This is a genomic window from Providencia huaxiensis, from assembly GCF_002843235.3.
Lineage (GTDB): Bacteria > Pseudomonadota > Gammaproteobacteria > Enterobacterales > Enterobacteriaceae > Providencia > Providencia huaxiensis.
In genome coordinates this window covers 130,124-147,168 of sequence record NZ_CP031123.2, presented here as the reverse complement: position 1 = coordinate 147,168, position 17,045 = coordinate 130,124, and the positions used below count along the sequence as shown (strand labels likewise).

Genomic DNA, 17,045 nt, shown 5'->3' with positions numbered 1-17,045 from the left:
ATTACTCACCAATTTTCTCGGAACTGGCATGCGCATTCGGCGTGATGAACATCGCATCACCGTAACTAAAGAAACGGTATTTTTGTTCCACCGCTTCTTTATACGCATTCATGGTGTTTTTGTATCCAGCAAACGCAGAAACCAACATAATTAATGTAGATTCAGGTAAGTGGAAGTTGGTGATTAGCGCATCTATCACCTGATATTCATACCCAGGGTAAATAAAGATTTGGGTATCATCAAAAAATGGAGCAATTAAAGCACCTTGGCTCACTTTTGCGGCACTTTCTAGCGACCGAACAGACGTCGTTCCAACAGCAATAACGCGATTGCCTCGTGCTTTACAGGCTAAAACAGCGTCTACGACCTCTTGTGGCACTTCTGCATATTCCGAATGCATAATGTGATCTTCGATAGTATCAACACGCACAGGTTGAAAAGTACCGGCTCCCACATGCAATGTCACAAACGCCATTTCTACGCCTTTTTGGCGCAATGCTTCAAGTAACGGTTCATCAAAGTGCAAGCCTGCCGTTGGTGCTGCCACAGCACCCGGTTTTTCGCTATACACGGTTTGATAAAGTTCTTTATCTGACTCTTCATCAGGGCGATCGATATAAGGCGGCAGAGGCATATGACCAATTTGGTTTAGAATGCTTAATACATCACGTTCATCGTCGAAACGTAGTTCAAACAATGCACCATGACGCGCAACCATCGTTGCCTTCACGCTTTCATCTTCGCCTAGCAGTAATTCAGCCCCTTCTTTTGGTGCTTTTGATGCCCTAACATGAGCAAGTACGCGGTGTTCATCCAACATACGCTCAATCAAAACTTCAATTTTACCGCCGCTAACTTTACGCCCAAATAACCGTGCAGGGATCACGCGAGTGTTATTGAACACCAGCAAGTCACCGCGCTCCAATTTTTCTAGAATATCGGTAAAAACACCATGCGTGAGCTGCCCTGAGCCACCATCTAAGCTTAATAAGCGGCAAGCGCTACGCTCAGCCTGTGGATAATGGGCAATTAGTTCTTCAGGTAATTCAAAAGTAAAATCAGAAACACGCATTGTATTGACATCAATCTAAAAAAACAGGCGACTAGTCTAGTGCCGCACCGACTTTGGCGCAAGAAATAAGCGCAAAATCGCACAAAAAAACACCATTATTTAACAAATATTTTGTTAGTAAAAAATTCTGTACGCTATTTATCCATTCAAAGAATGAATTATTTCAATTTTACTCAACTTTTATGACACATTAACTTCCGTCTTTTTCTTTTTCTTTTTCTTTTTCTACTAAATAAATATACCCCATGAATTTCGAATTAGAGGAATTCTTTATTCCTCTGCCAAGTAATGTCCTGTGAGTTTCGAATTCAACATAATTACTGCTATAGTTTGAGCAATCAAAAAGCTAGCTAAGCTGCGCTGCATGTCCTATGGATTTCGAATCACAGGTAGGCAGCAAGTAAAGATATCCCGATGAGCATACATGAGTATGTGATTCGGGTGGCTTTACGAAGCTAACACCCCTGTGGTTTGAAAGACGACGGACATTTTAAAGTGAATTATTTAGCTCACCTCCACCTGGCCCACCTCGCTGACAGCTCCTTGCTCGGCAACATCATGGCTGACTATGTCCGCGGTAACCCTACGGGCCTTTATTCATCCGACATTGTCTCTGGTATCTTTATGCATCGAGCCGTCGACCGCACTACAGATACCCACCCTTTAGTCAAAGAAGCTAAACTACTGTTTCGCGAGGAATACCGTCGAGTCGCTCCTATTACATTAGATTTAGTTTGGGACCATTTTTTATCTTTGCATTGGTCAACTATTGAGCCATCAATACCGCTAGCGGACTTTGTACGGGACTGCCGAAAAATAATTGAGCCTCAGCTTTGTCATACCCCTGAAAAGTTTCAGGAGCTAAATGAATATCTTTGGCCCCAACAGTGGCTGATACACTACGCAGATAAAAATTATATTGGAAAATCACTCAATGGAATGGCAAAACGGCGTCCCAAGCTCAGTGCGTTAAGTGGTTCATTTAACGACTTTTTATTGCAGTATGATGCGTTGGAAAATATTTTTTTTCAATTTTACCCACAAATGATGGCCAATGCGCTGCAACATTTTTTTGTACAGAGTGTCACAATTAACACAAAGGAATAAATTAAAGCTTGCACTTTAGTGGAATAAAACTATCTTATTGATATTAATTTGATAAACCAGTATTATTGATAGTCAAAACCTATCACAATAATCGGTTTAAATGTCTTTATTATCAAAAGATATTTTTCTATTCTTTTAGAAGTCTATGTCCACATTATTTATCAGTGATTAAATCATCGGTGATAAATAGACAGGACAAAAAACTTTAATTCAAACTCATAGGAGTAAATTATGGTTCTGGTAACACGTCAAGCCCCTGACTTTACTGCTGCAGCTGTTTTAGGTAATGGTGAAATTGTTGATAACTTCAACCTGAAAACCCACCTGAACGGCCGTCCAGCTGTGATCTTCTTCTGGCCAATGGACTTTACTTTCGTTTGTCCGTCAGAACTGATCGCATTCGACCACCGCTACGAAGAATTCAAAAAACGTGGCGTAGAAGTTGTTGGTGTTTCTTTTGACTCTGAGTTTGTTCATAACGCATGGCGTAAAACACCTGTCGATAACGGCGGTATTGGTGAAGTTAAATACCCAATGGTTGCTGATATCAAACGTGAAATCATCAAAGCTTACGGTATCGAACACCCAGATGCAGGCGTTGCACTGCGTGGTTCTTTCCTCGTTGACAAAAACGGCGTTGTCCGTCACCAAGTCGTTAATGACCTGCCATTAGGCCGTAACATTGACGAAATGCTGCGTATGGTTGACGCGCTGCAATTCCACGAAGAGCACGGAGATGTTTGCCCAGCTCAGTGGGAAAAAGGCCAAGAAGGTATGAATGCATCTCCAAAAGGCGTTGCTGACTACCTGACTAAAAACTCTGCAAAACTGTAATTCGTTACGCGAGTTTTTGAAAAGCGGGCATTAGGCCCGCTTTTTACTTTTTGTGAACCAAGTCTATCTTTTCTCTTCCTACTCGCAATTATTCCACTCAGTTAACAATTCTTAACTCAAATACTCAATGTTTTGTATTATTGTGTGCTATACATTAAAAACACAAATAATTAACAAATTATTCATATTGAATATTTGTGCAATAGAACACCTCAATTAACCTTAACTGGGAGATACGAATGATAAAAACATCATTACGCCCTGCGGTTCTACTTCTTTCCTTATTCCTTACCAGTCAACTATATGCCGCCTCCGAACCTGCGGTTGAAGCGAAAAAAGGCATGGTTGTTTCTTCCCAACACTTAGCATCACAAATTGGAGCGGATATTCTAAAGTCAGGCGGCAATGCCATTGATGCAGCGGTTGCGGTAGGGTATGCACAAGCGGTTGTTAACCCTTGTTGTGGCAATATCGGTGGTGGTGGCTTTATGACCATTCACCTAGCCGATGGCAAAGATTTATTCATCAACTTTAGAGAAACTGCCCCTGGTGCCGCTAGCGCAGATATGTATCTAGATAAAGATGGTCAGCTTATCAAAGATGCCAGCTTGTATGGCTACCTCGCATCTGGCGTACCCGGAACAGTCAAAGGCCTCGATTATGCCTTAGAAAAATATGGTACGATGAGCCGCCAGCAGGTGATGGCTCCTGCTATCAAATTAGCAAGGGAAGGTTTTACTCTAACCCGTGCAGATACCGATGTTCTCGACACCACAACAGAACGTTTTAAACAAGACCCAGAAGTCGCGCGTATCTTCTTAAAACCAGATGGCAGTGCCTTCCAACCAGGCGACTTATTAGTCCAAACCGATTTAGCTAACACACTAGAAAAAATTGCCAAAAATGGCCCATCTGCCTTTTATGAAGGAGAAATCCCCAAAATTGTTGAAGAAGCGTCCAAGAAAAATGGCGGGATTTTGACAGCAAAAGATTTTGCGGATTTTACCATCACAGATACAGCGCCAGTGAGCTGCACCTATAGAGGATATCAATTTATTTCAGCACCACCTCCTAGTTCAGGCGGGGTAACTATCTGCCAAACGCTTAATATCTTAGAAGGGTATGACCTCAAAGAAATGGGCTTTAACTCTGCGGACTATATTCATACTCTTACAGAAGCAATGCGCCATGCTTACATGGATAGAAATACCTTCTTAGGTGACCCTAAATTTGTCGATAACCCGACGGAAAAATTACTGAGTAAAGCCTATGCGGAAGAGTTACGTAAAGAAATCAAACCCAATCAAGCAACGCCATCAACCCAAGTTCAACCGGGAATAGGGCCACACGAAAAACCAGAGACAACGCATTACTCTGTAGTAGATGAAAAAGGAAATGCTGTTTCAACGACTTACACGATTAATGGCCGGTTTGGTTCCGTCGTTATCCCTCCGGGGACAGGGTTCTTCTTAAACGATGAAATGGATGATTTCACCACGAAAGTCGGCGAGAAGAATTTATATGGCTTAGTACAAGGGGAACGCAACTCTATTGCTCCAGGTAAGCGCCCATTATCCTCCATGAGCCCGACTATCGTGACGAAAGATGGCAAGGTATTTTTAGTTCTCGGTTCACCGGGAGGCTCACGGATTATTTCAATTACGCTGCAAACCGCTTTAAATATTATCGACCATGGTATGCCGCCACAAGAAGCGGTTAATGCACCACGCATTCACCACCAGTGGCTCCCTGATGAGGTTTATTATGAGCAAAGAGGCGTTTCTAAAGACACCTTAGCGCTGCTGGACAAAATGGGATACAAGATGGTTGAACAAACACCATGGGGTGCCGCTGAGTTGATTATGGTCGCGATCCCAGAAGGCGCGGGCGTCAGTGCTAAATCTTCCGGTAATGATTCAGCTGTATCTGGAAAAGTTCGCGAAGGTTTTATTTATGGCTCTAACGATGTACGCCGTCCAGCAGGTAGTGCAGTTGGGGTTGATTAATCGCTGTCGAAGGATCCAACCCCTTCACTTATGGGGTTGGATTAAATATGAATGGCCCTCAACTCATTAATCAGGCTTGGTTTCTTTTCTAAAAGATACAACAATTTGAGGGCTATTCCTGATGGAAACCGACGTTGTTGTTCCCAGCTACGGACCAAATCAACACTAGAACCTATCGCTTCTGCAAACTCTTGTTGTTTCATACCAGAGTGTTTACGAATAGCTTTAACATCTGGTAGTTCGAAGCGATGAATATTTTCACTAGCAGGAACTAATTCACCTTTCTCGATAGCAACCATCTCTTCTAAGCTACTCACTAAATCGTCAAAAAGCTTTTTTCCCATACCATTATCCTTATTACATAACTCATTCAATTCTATATTTTAAATAATTCGAGCGGCAGTTAGGTGATAAAGGAAGATAGACGGAAAGCATAGATAAACTATGTGACTCGGCTATCTGAGCGTAATCAACACCGCTGCAACTTGAAAGATTACGAGTATATTTAACCATTAAGCAAGCTTTTGAATGATTGCTCGTAAAATCGCTTTTTCTTGTTCATTCAAATCTTCCTTTGCGTTCTTAGTATAAATCGTAAGCAAATACAACCTACCGCTCATGGTTCTGTTATAATAGATAACCCTAACACCACCACGTTTTCCTTTATTTAAGGCTCTCCAACGTATTTTTCTACATCCTCCAGAGCGGCTTATTACGTCACCATACTCATAGTTTTCTAATAAGAAGGCCTGAAATAATTGAAATTCATTATCTTCCATAATTAGTTTACGTTGCTGACTAAAAATTCTAGTTTCAACAAACTCTAAATAATTCATTTGCACCTCCTTGCGCATTTCCTATCCAATCTACTAGTACTCCGTACTAACTTCAACAAAAAAATATCATTAGCCCCATTCAAAACGAGTTATGTAACCGCTCTGGTTACACAAAAAAAGGCCGCTAACATTAGCGGCCCTTCGATTCAATAATTGAAATTACTATACTTGTTTATGCTGCGCAGCGGGTGCCACAAACTTATCGCATAAAATTGCCACGACCATCACAACAACAGTTGGTAATACCCAGACTAAATCTTGCTTATACAGTGGCATTGCAGTCATCCATTCAGGAATATAACCTTTCAGATGATCTGACGCTTTTACGGCGCCAATTAGACCGACCACAAAGCTGACTAACATTGTCGGTGCAATCACTATCGTAGGGTTTTTCCACCACTTCAAAGTAAAGCTTAATAAAATTAATACGATACAAGGTGGATAAATTGAAACTAGCACCGGTAATGAGAAGGCGATTAGCTTACTTAAACCTAAGTTTGAGATCACCATAGAGAACACACCCAGGATCAGCACCAGTTTACGGTAAGAGATCGGTACATAGCGGCTAAAGAACTCTGCACAAGCACACGTTAAGCCTACAGCCGTTACCATACAAGCAACAAAGATTAATACCGCAAGGAAGAAGCTACCATAATTACCAAAAGTATATTGGACATAGGTATGTAAAATATCAGCGCCATCCGCAGGGTTTGGAATTAACGAACCACTATTCTCACCTAACTTAAACAGTGACAAATAGACCAGCGTTAATAATACCCCTGCAATTAACCCTGCCCACATAGTATAACGGGTTAATAATGAAGAATTTTCGATACCCCTTGAACGCGCAGCATTAACAATAACGATACCAAATACCATCGCACCGAGGGTATCCATTGTCAGGTAACCATTGATAAAGCCGTTCGAGAAAGCCATCTCACGGTATTCTATTGTAGAAGGGATCGGGTCCCCCGCTGGCCACATAACAGCCGCAATACCCAAAATAGCCAGAGCTAACATTTTTACAGGCGCTAAAATGTGCCCAACGCTATCGAGCAATTTTCCTGGGTATAATGAAATACCGATAACGAGAACGAAGTAAACCACGCTGTAGATCAGTAACAGCAAATCGGACTCACCACCGAATAAAGGTGCGATGCCGACTTTATAGGACACAGTTGCCGTTCTTGGTGTGGCAAATAGCGGCCCTACAGACAAATAAGCAACAACCGCTAGTAGTAACCCTGCTGTTTTGCCGACAGGCGTGCTGAGCGCTTCAATGCCCCCACCTACTTTAGCCAGCGCAATAACCGTTAAAACAGGTAGACCCACACCAGTAACCAAAAAACCTAGTGCGGCAGTCCAAACTTGTTCCCCTGCCTGCAAACCAACCATAGGGGGAAAGATAATGTTCCCTGCCCCGACGAATAACGCAAAAGTCATAAAGCCTAATGCGATGATATCTCTTGATGATAAACGATGAGCCATATTATGTTATTTTTAAGTGACAAAATAGAAAATTATGGGTTTACACTTAGCAACCCTTTGAAATATATATAGCGAGATAGAATTCTGATAAACATACTGTTAACAATATAAAAAAGTATATTTGCTTGCATCATACGAAATGAAAAGTCAAAAAACAGAAAAATTCGCCAATAACTGACAACAAGTAGAACTTTTATAGGGCAAAAAGGCAATAGCAAACCGAAAAACAAGAATAAATAACTAAACTAATTTTCAGAACTAGTGATTACTTTCAGTAAAATCCCAATACTCGTTATATGCTTTGCTCGAAAAATGAACAACTCATCTTTTTCTGGTGATTACAATTGATTATTTAACAGAGCATATAATTAACATGATGGCAATTATCAGCATTAAATATATATATTTTGAATGGAACACATAAATGCATTGATAAATAGAAATAATCCACTTCATTAATACCTTGATTATATTAATAAAGTGGATTCATTTACTCACTTTTAAGTTTTTTATCATCAACAATTAGCACTGGCGGTAAAGTAAATGAAAACTCACTACCTTTACCTAATTGGCTTGTCACCACCAATTGGCTGCTATGATGTTGTAATGCATGTTTAACAATAGCTAACCCAAGGCCAGTACCTCCACCGCCTTGGCGAGAGCGCGCTTTATCTACCCGATAAAAACGTTCCGTTAAACGAGGGATATGCTCTGCAGGTATCCCTTGCCCGTTATCTCTCACACTAAAGCGAGCCCCTTGCCCACTTCTTTGCCAATCAACCCAAATTTTTGTGCCCTCAGGCGTATGGCTAATCGCGTTATAGACTAAATTTGCCACTGCACTTCGTAATTGTTCTTCATTACCATGGACACGCAATTTTTCATCAACATGAAATTCAAACTGGTGGCGCCCTTGGCTTAAACTGAGTGCTTCTTGTTCAATCATTTTGAGAGTAACAGGGATATTCACTTGCTCATCAAGGTTAATTTGAGGAGCAACTTCGATACGTGACAACTGCAAAAGCTGTTTAACTAAGTTATCCATACGGTGCGTTTGTTCTTGCATGACATGCAGTGCTTTCTTATTAACCGCAGTCACGTTTTCTTGGTCGTCCATCACCTCAAGATAACCTTGAATAACCGTAAGAGGCGTCCGTAATTCGTGGCTCACATTTGCAAAGAAGTCCCTACGCGCCTTTTCCAAACGACGTTTTTCTGTCACATCCCGCGCAACCATCAATAACTGCCCTTCGGTATACGGCAAGATACGAAACTCAACGATTTCACCACTATTGAGCTCAATAGTTAGCGCTTGGTCATAACGCTTAATGGTGAAGTAGCGGCTAAAGTCTGGGTAACGTAATAAATTAAAAATATGCTGTCCGTTATCTTCAGGCCAACGGAAGCCGAGTAAAGCCTGAGCATGGCGATTACACCAAAAGATATTCCCTTCGGTTGTCATCATTACGACGGCATCAGGTAGTGATTCTGCACCACTACGAAACCGTTTAATTAACTGGCCTAATTCACGACGGCGTTTTCGATTACGTTGCTGCATCTGGTAGATACCATAAAATATCGGTTCCCACCCACCTCGCCCTTCGGGGGGGAGCATACTTCTATCTAACCATAACCAGTAAGAAAGCTTGAGCAAGTTATACCCATGCCATATCAGTGCAGCAAGTAGCGAGATCACTAATAGCCACGCTAGGTGGCCAATAAAAACCGATAAGATAAGGGCGGGTAAGATAAATAAAAACAGCCCCCAAATCAGCTGCTTAATCGATAAACGTTCAAGCACGCATGGCTCTCCCTTTGTGGTCTTTAGTAACGGACAGAAAAACGATAACCTGTACCACGTACAGTTTGCACCATTTTATCATGGCCTTCCGTCTCTAGTGCCTTTCTTAGCCGCCGAATATGCACGTCAACAGTTCTATCCTCCACATACACATTGGCACCCCATACATAGTTCAATAGCTGTTCTCTACTATATACGCGTTCAGGGTGAGTCATAAAGAAATGGAGTAATTTATATTCAGTTGGGCCCATATCGATAGGGATTTCATTGCTGGTGACACGATGAGAGGTAGGGTCTAACATTAACCCATTCATTTCAATAATGTCTTCCGTCGCCATTGGGGAGATACGACGTAAGATTGCTTTTACCCGAGCAATTAATTCCTTCGGTGAAAATGGCTTAATAAGATAGTCATCCGCGCCAACTTCCAAACCTTTTACGCGGTCTTCTTCTTCTCCTCGTGCAGTTAACATCATGACAGGAACGTCACGTGTTGCGCTATCACGTTTCATATGTTTAATGACTTGGATCCCAGAGCCACCGGGGATCATCCAATCCAGTAGTACGAGGTCAGGTAGCGGGTCAACGAGTTGTGCAATCGCACTGTCATAATCATCAGCTTCAATAGGCTGAAAACCATTCTGTTCTAATACAAAACAAACCATTTCTCGGATGGGCGCTTCATCTTCAACAACTAGAATGCGTCTTGCCATGATTGTTCCTGTAAAATTAAGAAGACATTTAAAATGTGAAAGCATTATGCGTCACTTTTATGACAGAATTATGAATATCAATGGGTGAAACTCATATTAATCTTTATTTTAACGGTTAAATGTCATTTAAGTGAAATATTTCCGCAACATAGTTCCGCGACGACATAGTTCCGCAATATAGTAATAGGTAATAAAGTCGCAAACATCCCTCAACGAGTGATATGGATCGGGTATACTTAATTATCGAACGTTCATGCACATTATTGATGATAGGAATTGATAACTCATGCGCATTATTCATACCTCAGACTGGCACCTTGGTCAGTATTTTTTTACCAAAAGCCGTGCGCCTGAGCACCAACATTTCTTAAACTGGCTTGTGGAACAAGTGGAATTACACCAAGTTGATGCTGTCATCGTTGCAGGTGATATCTTCGATACCGGTTCGCCACCGAGCTATGCACGTGAACTGTATAATAAATTTATTGTTGATTTACAAAAAACAGGCTGCCAGCTAGTAATTTTAAGTGGAAATCACGACTCGGTTTCTGTACTCAATGAATCAAGCGCTCTACTTAGTTATTTGAATACACAGGTTATTACGTCTGGAAGTGAACCGCATGTCATTACTTTAGTAAATAAACAGGAACAACCTATTGGCCTCGTCTGTGCCATCCCTTTTTTACGTCCTCGAGATATCCAGCTCAGTATTGCAGGGCAAAATAGTGAAGATAAACAACGCTCACTACAAACCGCTATTCATGATCATTACCAAGCCAGCTACCAACTCGCGCTAGAACAGCGAACCGCATTGGGGCTGGATATTCCAATTATTGCCACTGGCCATTTAACGGTTGTCGGTGCAGCCTTAACGGACTCCGTTCGAGATATTTATATTGGTACGTTAGATGCGTTTCCTTCTGGGGCTTTTCCCCCTGCTGACTATATTGCCCTTGGCCATATTCACCGTCCCCAAGTGATTGGAGGGCAAGAAAATATTCGCTACTGTGGCTCACCTATTGCATTGAGTTTTGACGAAACAGCACAACAAAAAAGTGTCTGCCTTGTTGAATTCACCGGAAGCGAATTGACTCAAATCACCCCATTGGACATCCCTATTATTCAGCCATTGCAAAGCATTAAAGGCTCCTTAAGCCAAATAGAACAGCAATTAGAAGCATGGAAAGATTACCTAGGAGATAAACCTGTTTGGTTAGATATTGAAGTTGCTTCACAAGATTACCTCGCTGATATCCAACAGCGTATTGAAGCGTTGACACAAGATCTCCCTGTTGAAGTCGTGATACTGCGCCGTGCACGTAAGCAAATACAGGGACAAAGCCAAACCTTAGCCAATGAAACATTAAGTGAACTCACTGTAGAAGATGTTTTTTTACGTCGCCTTGCCCAAGAGTCTTTAGAGGATCCTGAGCGTGAACAGCGCCTAGTGCAGCTATTTCAACAATCTTATGACGCATTACAAATGAGCAAGGAAAGTTAATATGAAGATTCTAAGTTTACGTTTAAAAAATATTAACTCTCTTCGAGGTGAGTGGAAAATTGATTTCACTGCGGAGCCATTTGCTAGCAATGGCTTATTTGCCATTACAGGTGCCACTGGCGCAGGAAAAACCACCTTATTGGATGCGATTTGCCTTGCGCTTTATCACCGAACACCGCGTTTAAAAACCATTTCTAACGCACAAAATGAACTGATGACTCGCCACACAGGGGAATGCCTTGCAGAGGTAGAGTTTGAGGTCAAAGGTAAAGCTTATCGCGCCTTTTGGAGCCAACGACGAGCAGGAGGAAAGCCTGATGGCAATTTACAACAGCCTAAGGCGGAGCTTGCAACGGTTACTGATGGTAAAATATTGACCGTAAAAATCACAGAGATAAAAGAATTAATAGCACAAATAACTGGGCTTGATTATGAGCGTTTTACCAAATCAATTTTACTCTCTCAAGGGGACTTCGCGGCTTTTTTAAATGCTTCAGAGAAAGAACGCGCTGATTTACTTGAAGAAATTACAGGCACAGAAATTTATAGCCAGATTTCAATTTATGTTTTTAATCAACACAAACAAGCCAAAATTGACTTAGATTTGCTAAAGGCAAAGGCACAAAGCATTAATTTACTCACTGAAGCAGAACACCAAGAGTTATTAGTACAGCAAAACCATTTACTTGAACAAGAAACTCAAACCAAGCAACAGCGGGCTCGCCACCAACAAGGCGTCAATTGGTGGCAACAATATCACCAACTCACCCAGCGCATGCAATCACTTGATGATGAACTCAAAAAAAATGAGCTTGAGTTCCAATCCGCACAGCCTCAGTTGAAAAGATTGGCTGATAGCGCCCCTGCGGAGTCGCTTCGCCCGTTATGGCAGGACGTTGAGCGCCAGCAACAACAACTCACTGAATACATAAATAAACAACAACAGCTGAAACTTAGCTTGCAAACCCAGCAAGCTGAACGTGCCCCACTGCAAGAGAAGTTGTTGAAATCACAATCCGAGTATCAACAACATCTTGATTTTGCCAAACAACAACATCAATTGATTGATGAAACTGTCAGGCCTCTGGATAACCAAATTGCACAATTGAAACAACAACAGACTGAAATTACGCAACAAATTGAACAACAGCACACAACTCTTCAGCAAAAAAAACACTTAGTTAATGAGACTCAAAGTCAGATCCAAACTGCGCACCTTGAGTTAAAGAAACACAACCTATTCCTAGAAGAACACCCAAAAGACGCTGAGCTCAATGCGCACATCGGTAGCTGGCAGCAACAAGGCCATTTTATATTCGAGTTAGCTGATAAACTGGTGAGTTTGCATAAAAAACAACAAATTATTTCAAATGAAGTTACACAATTACAGCGGCAACAGCAGCAGAAAACTGAAAAATTATCCCAAAAACGTCTCGAGTTAGAACACAGCACCGTCACATTCAAAAAACAAGAAGAAAGCTACAAACAAAACCAAGAAAAACATGACATTAACGCCATCAACCAACACATTGAACAGCTACAAGCACGCTTACAACATGCTAAATTATTGCCATTAATATTATCTCAATGCCTTAATGCACAAACGCAAAAACAAAAACAGACCCAAAAAGATGTTGAATTAGCACAAGATATCACCACCACGCAAAAAACATTGAGCATTGCCCTAACACGCATTAATGAATTGACGCCACTCATCAAGCTAACTAATGACAAATTACAATTAGAACAAAAAATTGTTAGCCTAGAGCATGAACGTCAGCAACTCATAGCGGGTAACCCCTGCCCATTATGCGGTGCAACAGAGCACCCTGCCGTTAACGATTATCAATCAATTCACCTCAGTGAAACACAGCAACAACTCATTGAGCTTACAAATAAACTCGACCAATTAAAGCAACAACAAACTCAGTTAGAATCACAACTTTATACACAAAAACAACGCCAAAACGAAAATTTACAACAACAGCAGCAAATCAGAGAACAACTCGATGCCTTTAACTATCAATGGCAAAAGACATGTGAGCAAGCACTCACACCTGAGTTAGCCCAAAATGAACAAGCCGTTACGCTCTTTGTTAATCAATTAACGGAGCAATTAGCTACGCAACAGAAAATAGTGGCCGATATGACCGCGCTAGAGCGCGAATATCAGCAAACCAAGTATCAACTACACGAGCAACAAGCAGGCTTTACCCAATGGCAATCTGATTTGTCATTGATTGAAGAGCGTTTAAAAAACCAAACACAACAACTTGATGAGATCCAAAAAGAATATAACCAATTTCAACAGCGTAAGCAGATACAATTAGATAAATGGCAATCCACTCTTATGCCATTTAACTTAAATGTGCCTGATAAAGATAAATTCGATGAATGGGTTAACGAGATCAGCCAACGCAGTGAGCACTTCAACAACCAAAAAGTGATGGCGCAAACACTTAGCCAACAAATTGAAGTCAATAAAGCCACATTAAAAGTTGAGTTAGAACAACTCGATATTCTTACTCAACAAATTGAACAAGAAAGAAATCGTCTTAAACAAATTGAGCTAGATTTAGAGCAAAAAGCAGCACAACGAAAAACACTGCTTTCAGGTCTAACTATCAACCAATTCATTCAGAAATTGAATGACAAACAAACCATGCTTTTCCAAGCTCAGGAACAATTAAGTAAACAACTCAATGAGACTGATAAAACCATCGCGTCAATGAATGGAAGTTATCAAGCGCTCATAGATGCCAGCGAAAAAACAAAACTGGCACAAACGCAAGCCAATACCCTGTTTACTCAAGCACTTACCGATAGCCCATTTAGTGATCAACACACTTTCCTTAAGGCGTTAATAAGCCATGAAGAAAAACAACAATTGGAAGCACTAAAACAACGCATTAACCAAGCACGTATACAGTGTGAAACGCGTTATAAAGAGGGGTTACAGGCCATTGAAGTGCTAAATCAACAACGTATTACTGATTTAGCGACACTGACTGAAATGCAATTACAAACAATTGTTGCCCAACTCGATGAAGAAATTAAGCAAATAAATCAGAGACAAGGCCAGATAATTAACCAGCTCAATACCGATAAGCAACTGCGCCACCAGCAACAAGATTTACTGCAAGAAATAGAGAAAAGTCAGTTAAGTTACGATGATTGGAGCTATCTCAGCTTACTTATCGGTTCCGCTGAAGGGGATAAATTCCGACGTTATGCACAAGGCCTAACATTGGATTGTTTAGTTTCTCTAGCTAATCAACAGCTTGAAAAACTTCATGGCCGTTATTTATTACAGCGTAGCCACCAAGCAAACCTTGAGTTACAAGTTATTGATGGCTGGCAAGCGGATAGCATTCGAGATATTAAAACGCTTTCTGGTGGGGAAAGCTTTTTAGTTAGTTTAGCATTGGCCCTAGCGCTATCCGATATGGTGAGTCATCGTACACAATTAGAATCGCTCTTTTTAGACGAAGGTTTTGGTACTTTAGATGCAGAAACGTTAGATATTGCCCTTGATGCATTAGAAAGCTTGAATGCATCAGGCAAAACTATTGGCGTAATTAGCCATGTGGAAGCAATGAAAGAACGTATTCCTGTACAAATTGCCGTGAAAAAAGGCAATGGGCTTGGCTTTAGCGAACTTCCCGCACAATTTCGTATCATTTAAACCGCATAATTTAACTCAATTCTGTGACTATTCGGGGTGGGGAAAACTCCCCCCCTAAAATTAACTGCTAATTTAAAGATAGCTAAGTTGTTTAAAAAACGAAATGCATCCACTTTATTATTCCCTACATTGGTAGAGAAAGTTGAGCCCGCTTCAGCGTACTATTTTTGATTAATTTGATACTCTACCTAGGCGCTTTCATTCTCATCTATTTTATCCTCAATTATTTTCTATACATATTATTCTTTTGTGCTTATTAATGCAGTTCATCACCATAAATCGCCACAAAAACTAGCATTAACATATTGATTTTAAGCAAATAAAAACACTTTATTAACTTGGTGCAAAAATTTGAACCTTATCGTTAAATTTTTTTTCTATGATTTTCCATTCGCCAAGTTATAGTAATAACCATTGAAACACACTACGGCTTCTAAGATTTATTCAATAACATGCCGTGCGCTAATGAAAAGCTAGGAGACTAAAATGTCTAACGCATTTATCGAAATGATTAAAAATCGTCGTACTATCTATAACCTCGGCGATGCTTTACCTGTATCAGAAGAACACGTCACGAGATTAATTAAAGAAGCAGTTAAACACTCACCATCATCATTTAACTCACAAACATCTCGCGTCGTGATTTTATTTGGTGCTGAACACCAAAAATTATGGAATATGACCAAAGAAGCACTGCGTAAAATTGTTCCTGAGCAAGCCTTTGCTTCAACAGAGCAAAAAATTGATAGTTTTGCTGCGGGAGCCGGTTCTATTCTGTTTTTTGAAGACCAAGATATTGTTAAAGGTTTGCAAGAGCAATTCCCTTTATATGCAGATAACTTCCCAATTTGGTCTGAACAAGCCAGTGGTATCGCACAATTCGCAGTCTGGACTGCATTGTCACAAGAAAATATCGGTGCATCTTTACAACACTACAATCCACTGATTGATAATGACGTACAAACAGCATGGAATGTTCCAGCTAACTGGATATTACGCGCTCAAATGGTATTTGGTTCAATTAATGAGCCAGCGGGTGATAAAGACTTTATGGACGACGATGTTCGTTTCAAAGTTTTCAAATAAACTAAAATACTAAGAATTTAAATAATCCTTTCGTAATATATTTACGAGAGGATTTCATTTATTTGATATTATCAAAGTGAATAATTCAACATCATCACTTATGATACCTCCAATTTAAAATTATCACTTATTCTAAATTAACCTGAACTCACAATAAAACATATTTACTCAAAATAGTTCATCGAAACAAAAAGAAACATTCACAATTATACTATTATTATTACACTCGTGTTACCGCCTGATTATTAATTGATCACAAAAAAATCCAATAGACATATAATTTGATATTTATCAATACATTAACCAACCATCCATCTAAACTCTAAGTATATTTTCATTTTTAGTTTTGCATTATAGATATTTGAACTACACTAAAAGTGAGAGCACAAAAACACGTCCCATCGTGTAAAGTGTTATTAAGGAGGTGGACTATGAAAGGTTTATCTTTACTAACATTTGTTGTTACTATAATCATTTCAAGTTGTTCTTTCACCTATGCAAGTAATAACTCATCAGGAGGTACAATTTCATTTTCAGGTTATATCTATGAGCCACAATGTTCAGTCAAAGTTGAACATAAAGAGCGAGTTAATATTACGTGTTACCGAAAAGGTAAAGATGTATCAATAACAGGTTCTTTAAAAAATGGCCAAAAGGTAGAGTCTGAGTATGTAAAAGTTGAGTATGATAAACACACTAAGTTACCTATGTTAAATGTCTTTTATGAGTAGATCCATAATGTTTACCTTAATCATAACCGCTCGGAATATTTAATGTAAAAATTGTCTTAATATTCCGAGCGCTATTTCCTTAACACCCCTCTTACTTTGCATTCTCACCTCTAAAATTACTTATCAAGCTAATTATTTAGCCACTAAAAAGCCCACCCGTAGGTAGGCTTGAATGATATCAATAT

The 17,045-nt window shown here is 40.2% G+C and carries 13 protein-coding genes; 7 read left to right on the top strand and 6 right to left on the bottom strand.

Annotated elements, in window-relative coordinates; genetic code table 11:
* Position 1: 1 nt before the first annotated feature.
* Positions 2 to 1,072, bottom strand: coding sequence for a tRNA preQ1(34) S-adenosylmethionine ribosyltransferase-isomerase QueA (gene queA, locus CYG50_RS02095; RefSeq protein ID WP_102139011.1), 1,071 nt, complete (start codon positions 1,070 to 1,072; stop codon positions 2 to 4).
* A gap of 495 nt (positions 1,073 to 1,567) precedes the next feature.
* Here queA and CYG50_RS02090 point away from each other — a divergent pair, with 495 nt between their 5' ends.
* The 3 genes from CYG50_RS02090 to ggt all read left to right on the top strand — a co-directional run bounded on the left by CYG50_RS02090 (position 1,568) and on the right by ggt (position 5,019).
* Positions 1,568 to 2,179 carry an acyl carrier protein phosphodiesterase gene (locus CYG50_RS02090; RefSeq protein WP_102139010.1) on the top strand — a complete coding sequence of 204 codons (612 nt, stop codon included), beginning with the start codon at positions 1,568 to 1,570 and terminating at the stop codon, positions 2,177 to 2,179.
* Positions 2,180 to 2,410: 231 nt separating this feature from the next.
* Complete coding sequence (locus tag CYG50_RS02085; protein ID WP_004905550.1) at positions 2,411 to 3,013, top strand: peroxiredoxin C; 603 nt, start codon at positions 2,411 to 2,413, stop codon at positions 3,011 to 3,013.
* 239 nt (positions 3,014 to 3,252) lie between these two features.
* Positions 3,253 to 5,019: a gamma-glutamyltransferase gene (gene ggt / locus CYG50_RS02080; protein WP_102139009.1), complete on the top strand. Its 1,767-nt coding sequence runs from the start codon at positions 3,253 to 3,255 to the stop codon at positions 5,017 to 5,019.
* Between the two features lie 41 nt (positions 5,020 to 5,060).
* On the opposite strand, the gene nadS is transcribed toward ggt, so the two are convergent.
* The 5 genes from nadS to phoB all read right to left on the bottom strand — a co-directional run bounded on the left by nadS (position 5,061) and on the right by phoB (position 9,857).
* Positions 5,061 to 5,363: a NadS family protein gene (nadS, locus tag CYG50_RS02075; RefSeq protein WP_004905562.1), complete on the bottom strand. Its 303-nt coding sequence runs from the start codon at positions 5,361 to 5,363 to the stop codon at positions 5,061 to 5,063.
* A gap of 168 nt (positions 5,364 to 5,531) precedes the next feature.
* A complete protein-coding gene (locus CYG50_RS02070; protein ID WP_164454990.1) occupies positions 5,532 to 5,855 on the bottom strand; it encodes a type II toxin-antitoxin system RelE/ParE family toxin in 324 nt (107 codons plus the stop codon).
* Between the two features lie 162 nt (positions 5,856 to 6,017).
* The gene (gene brnQ / locus CYG50_RS02065; protein ID WP_102139008.1) at positions 6,018 to 7,343 is read right to left on the bottom strand and encodes a branched-chain amino acid transport system II carrier protein; all 1,326 of its coding nucleotides are present in this window, start codon (positions 7,341 to 7,343) and stop codon (positions 6,018 to 6,020) included.
* 490 nt (positions 7,344 to 7,833) lie between these two features.
* Positions 7,834 to 9,144, bottom strand: a complete 1,311-nt coding sequence (gene phoR, locus CYG50_RS02060) for a phosphate regulon sensor histidine kinase PhoR (RefSeq protein ID WP_102139007.1) — start codon at positions 9,142 to 9,144, stop codon at positions 7,834 to 7,836.
* A 23-nt stretch (positions 9,145 to 9,167) separates the two neighbouring features.
* Positions 9,168 to 9,857, bottom strand: coding sequence for a phosphate regulon transcriptional regulator PhoB (phoB, locus tag CYG50_RS02055; protein WP_102139006.1), 690 nt, complete (start codon positions 9,855 to 9,857; stop codon positions 9,168 to 9,170).
* Between the two features lie 286 nt (positions 9,858 to 10,143).
* Here phoB and sbcD point away from each other — a divergent pair, with 286 nt between their 5' ends.
* The 4 genes from sbcD (at position 10,144) to CYG50_RS02035 (ending at position 16,860) form a co-directional block, all read left to right on the top strand.
* Positions 10,144 to 11,358: an exonuclease subunit SbcD gene (sbcD, locus tag CYG50_RS02050; protein ID WP_102139005.1), complete on the top strand. Its 1,215-nt coding sequence runs from the start codon at positions 10,144 to 10,146 to the stop codon at positions 11,356 to 11,358.
* A gap of 1 nt (position 11,359) precedes the next feature.
* Complete coding sequence (locus tag CYG50_RS02045) at positions 11,360 to 15,043, top strand: AAA family ATPase (protein ID WP_102139004.1); 3,684 nt, start codon at positions 11,360 to 11,362, stop codon at positions 15,041 to 15,043.
* A gap of 486 nt (positions 15,044 to 15,529) precedes the next feature.
* Positions 15,530 to 16,129 carry a nitroreductase family protein gene (locus tag CYG50_RS02040; protein ID WP_102139003.1) on the top strand — a complete coding sequence of 200 codons (600 nt, stop codon included), beginning with the start codon at positions 15,530 to 15,532 and terminating at the stop codon, positions 16,127 to 16,129.
* 431 nt (positions 16,130 to 16,560) lie between these two features.
* Positions 16,561 to 16,860, top strand: a complete 300-nt coding sequence (locus CYG50_RS02035; protein WP_102139002.1) for a YmdA family protein — start codon at positions 16,561 to 16,563, stop codon at positions 16,858 to 16,860.
* Positions 16,861 to 17,045: the final 185 nt, after the last annotated feature.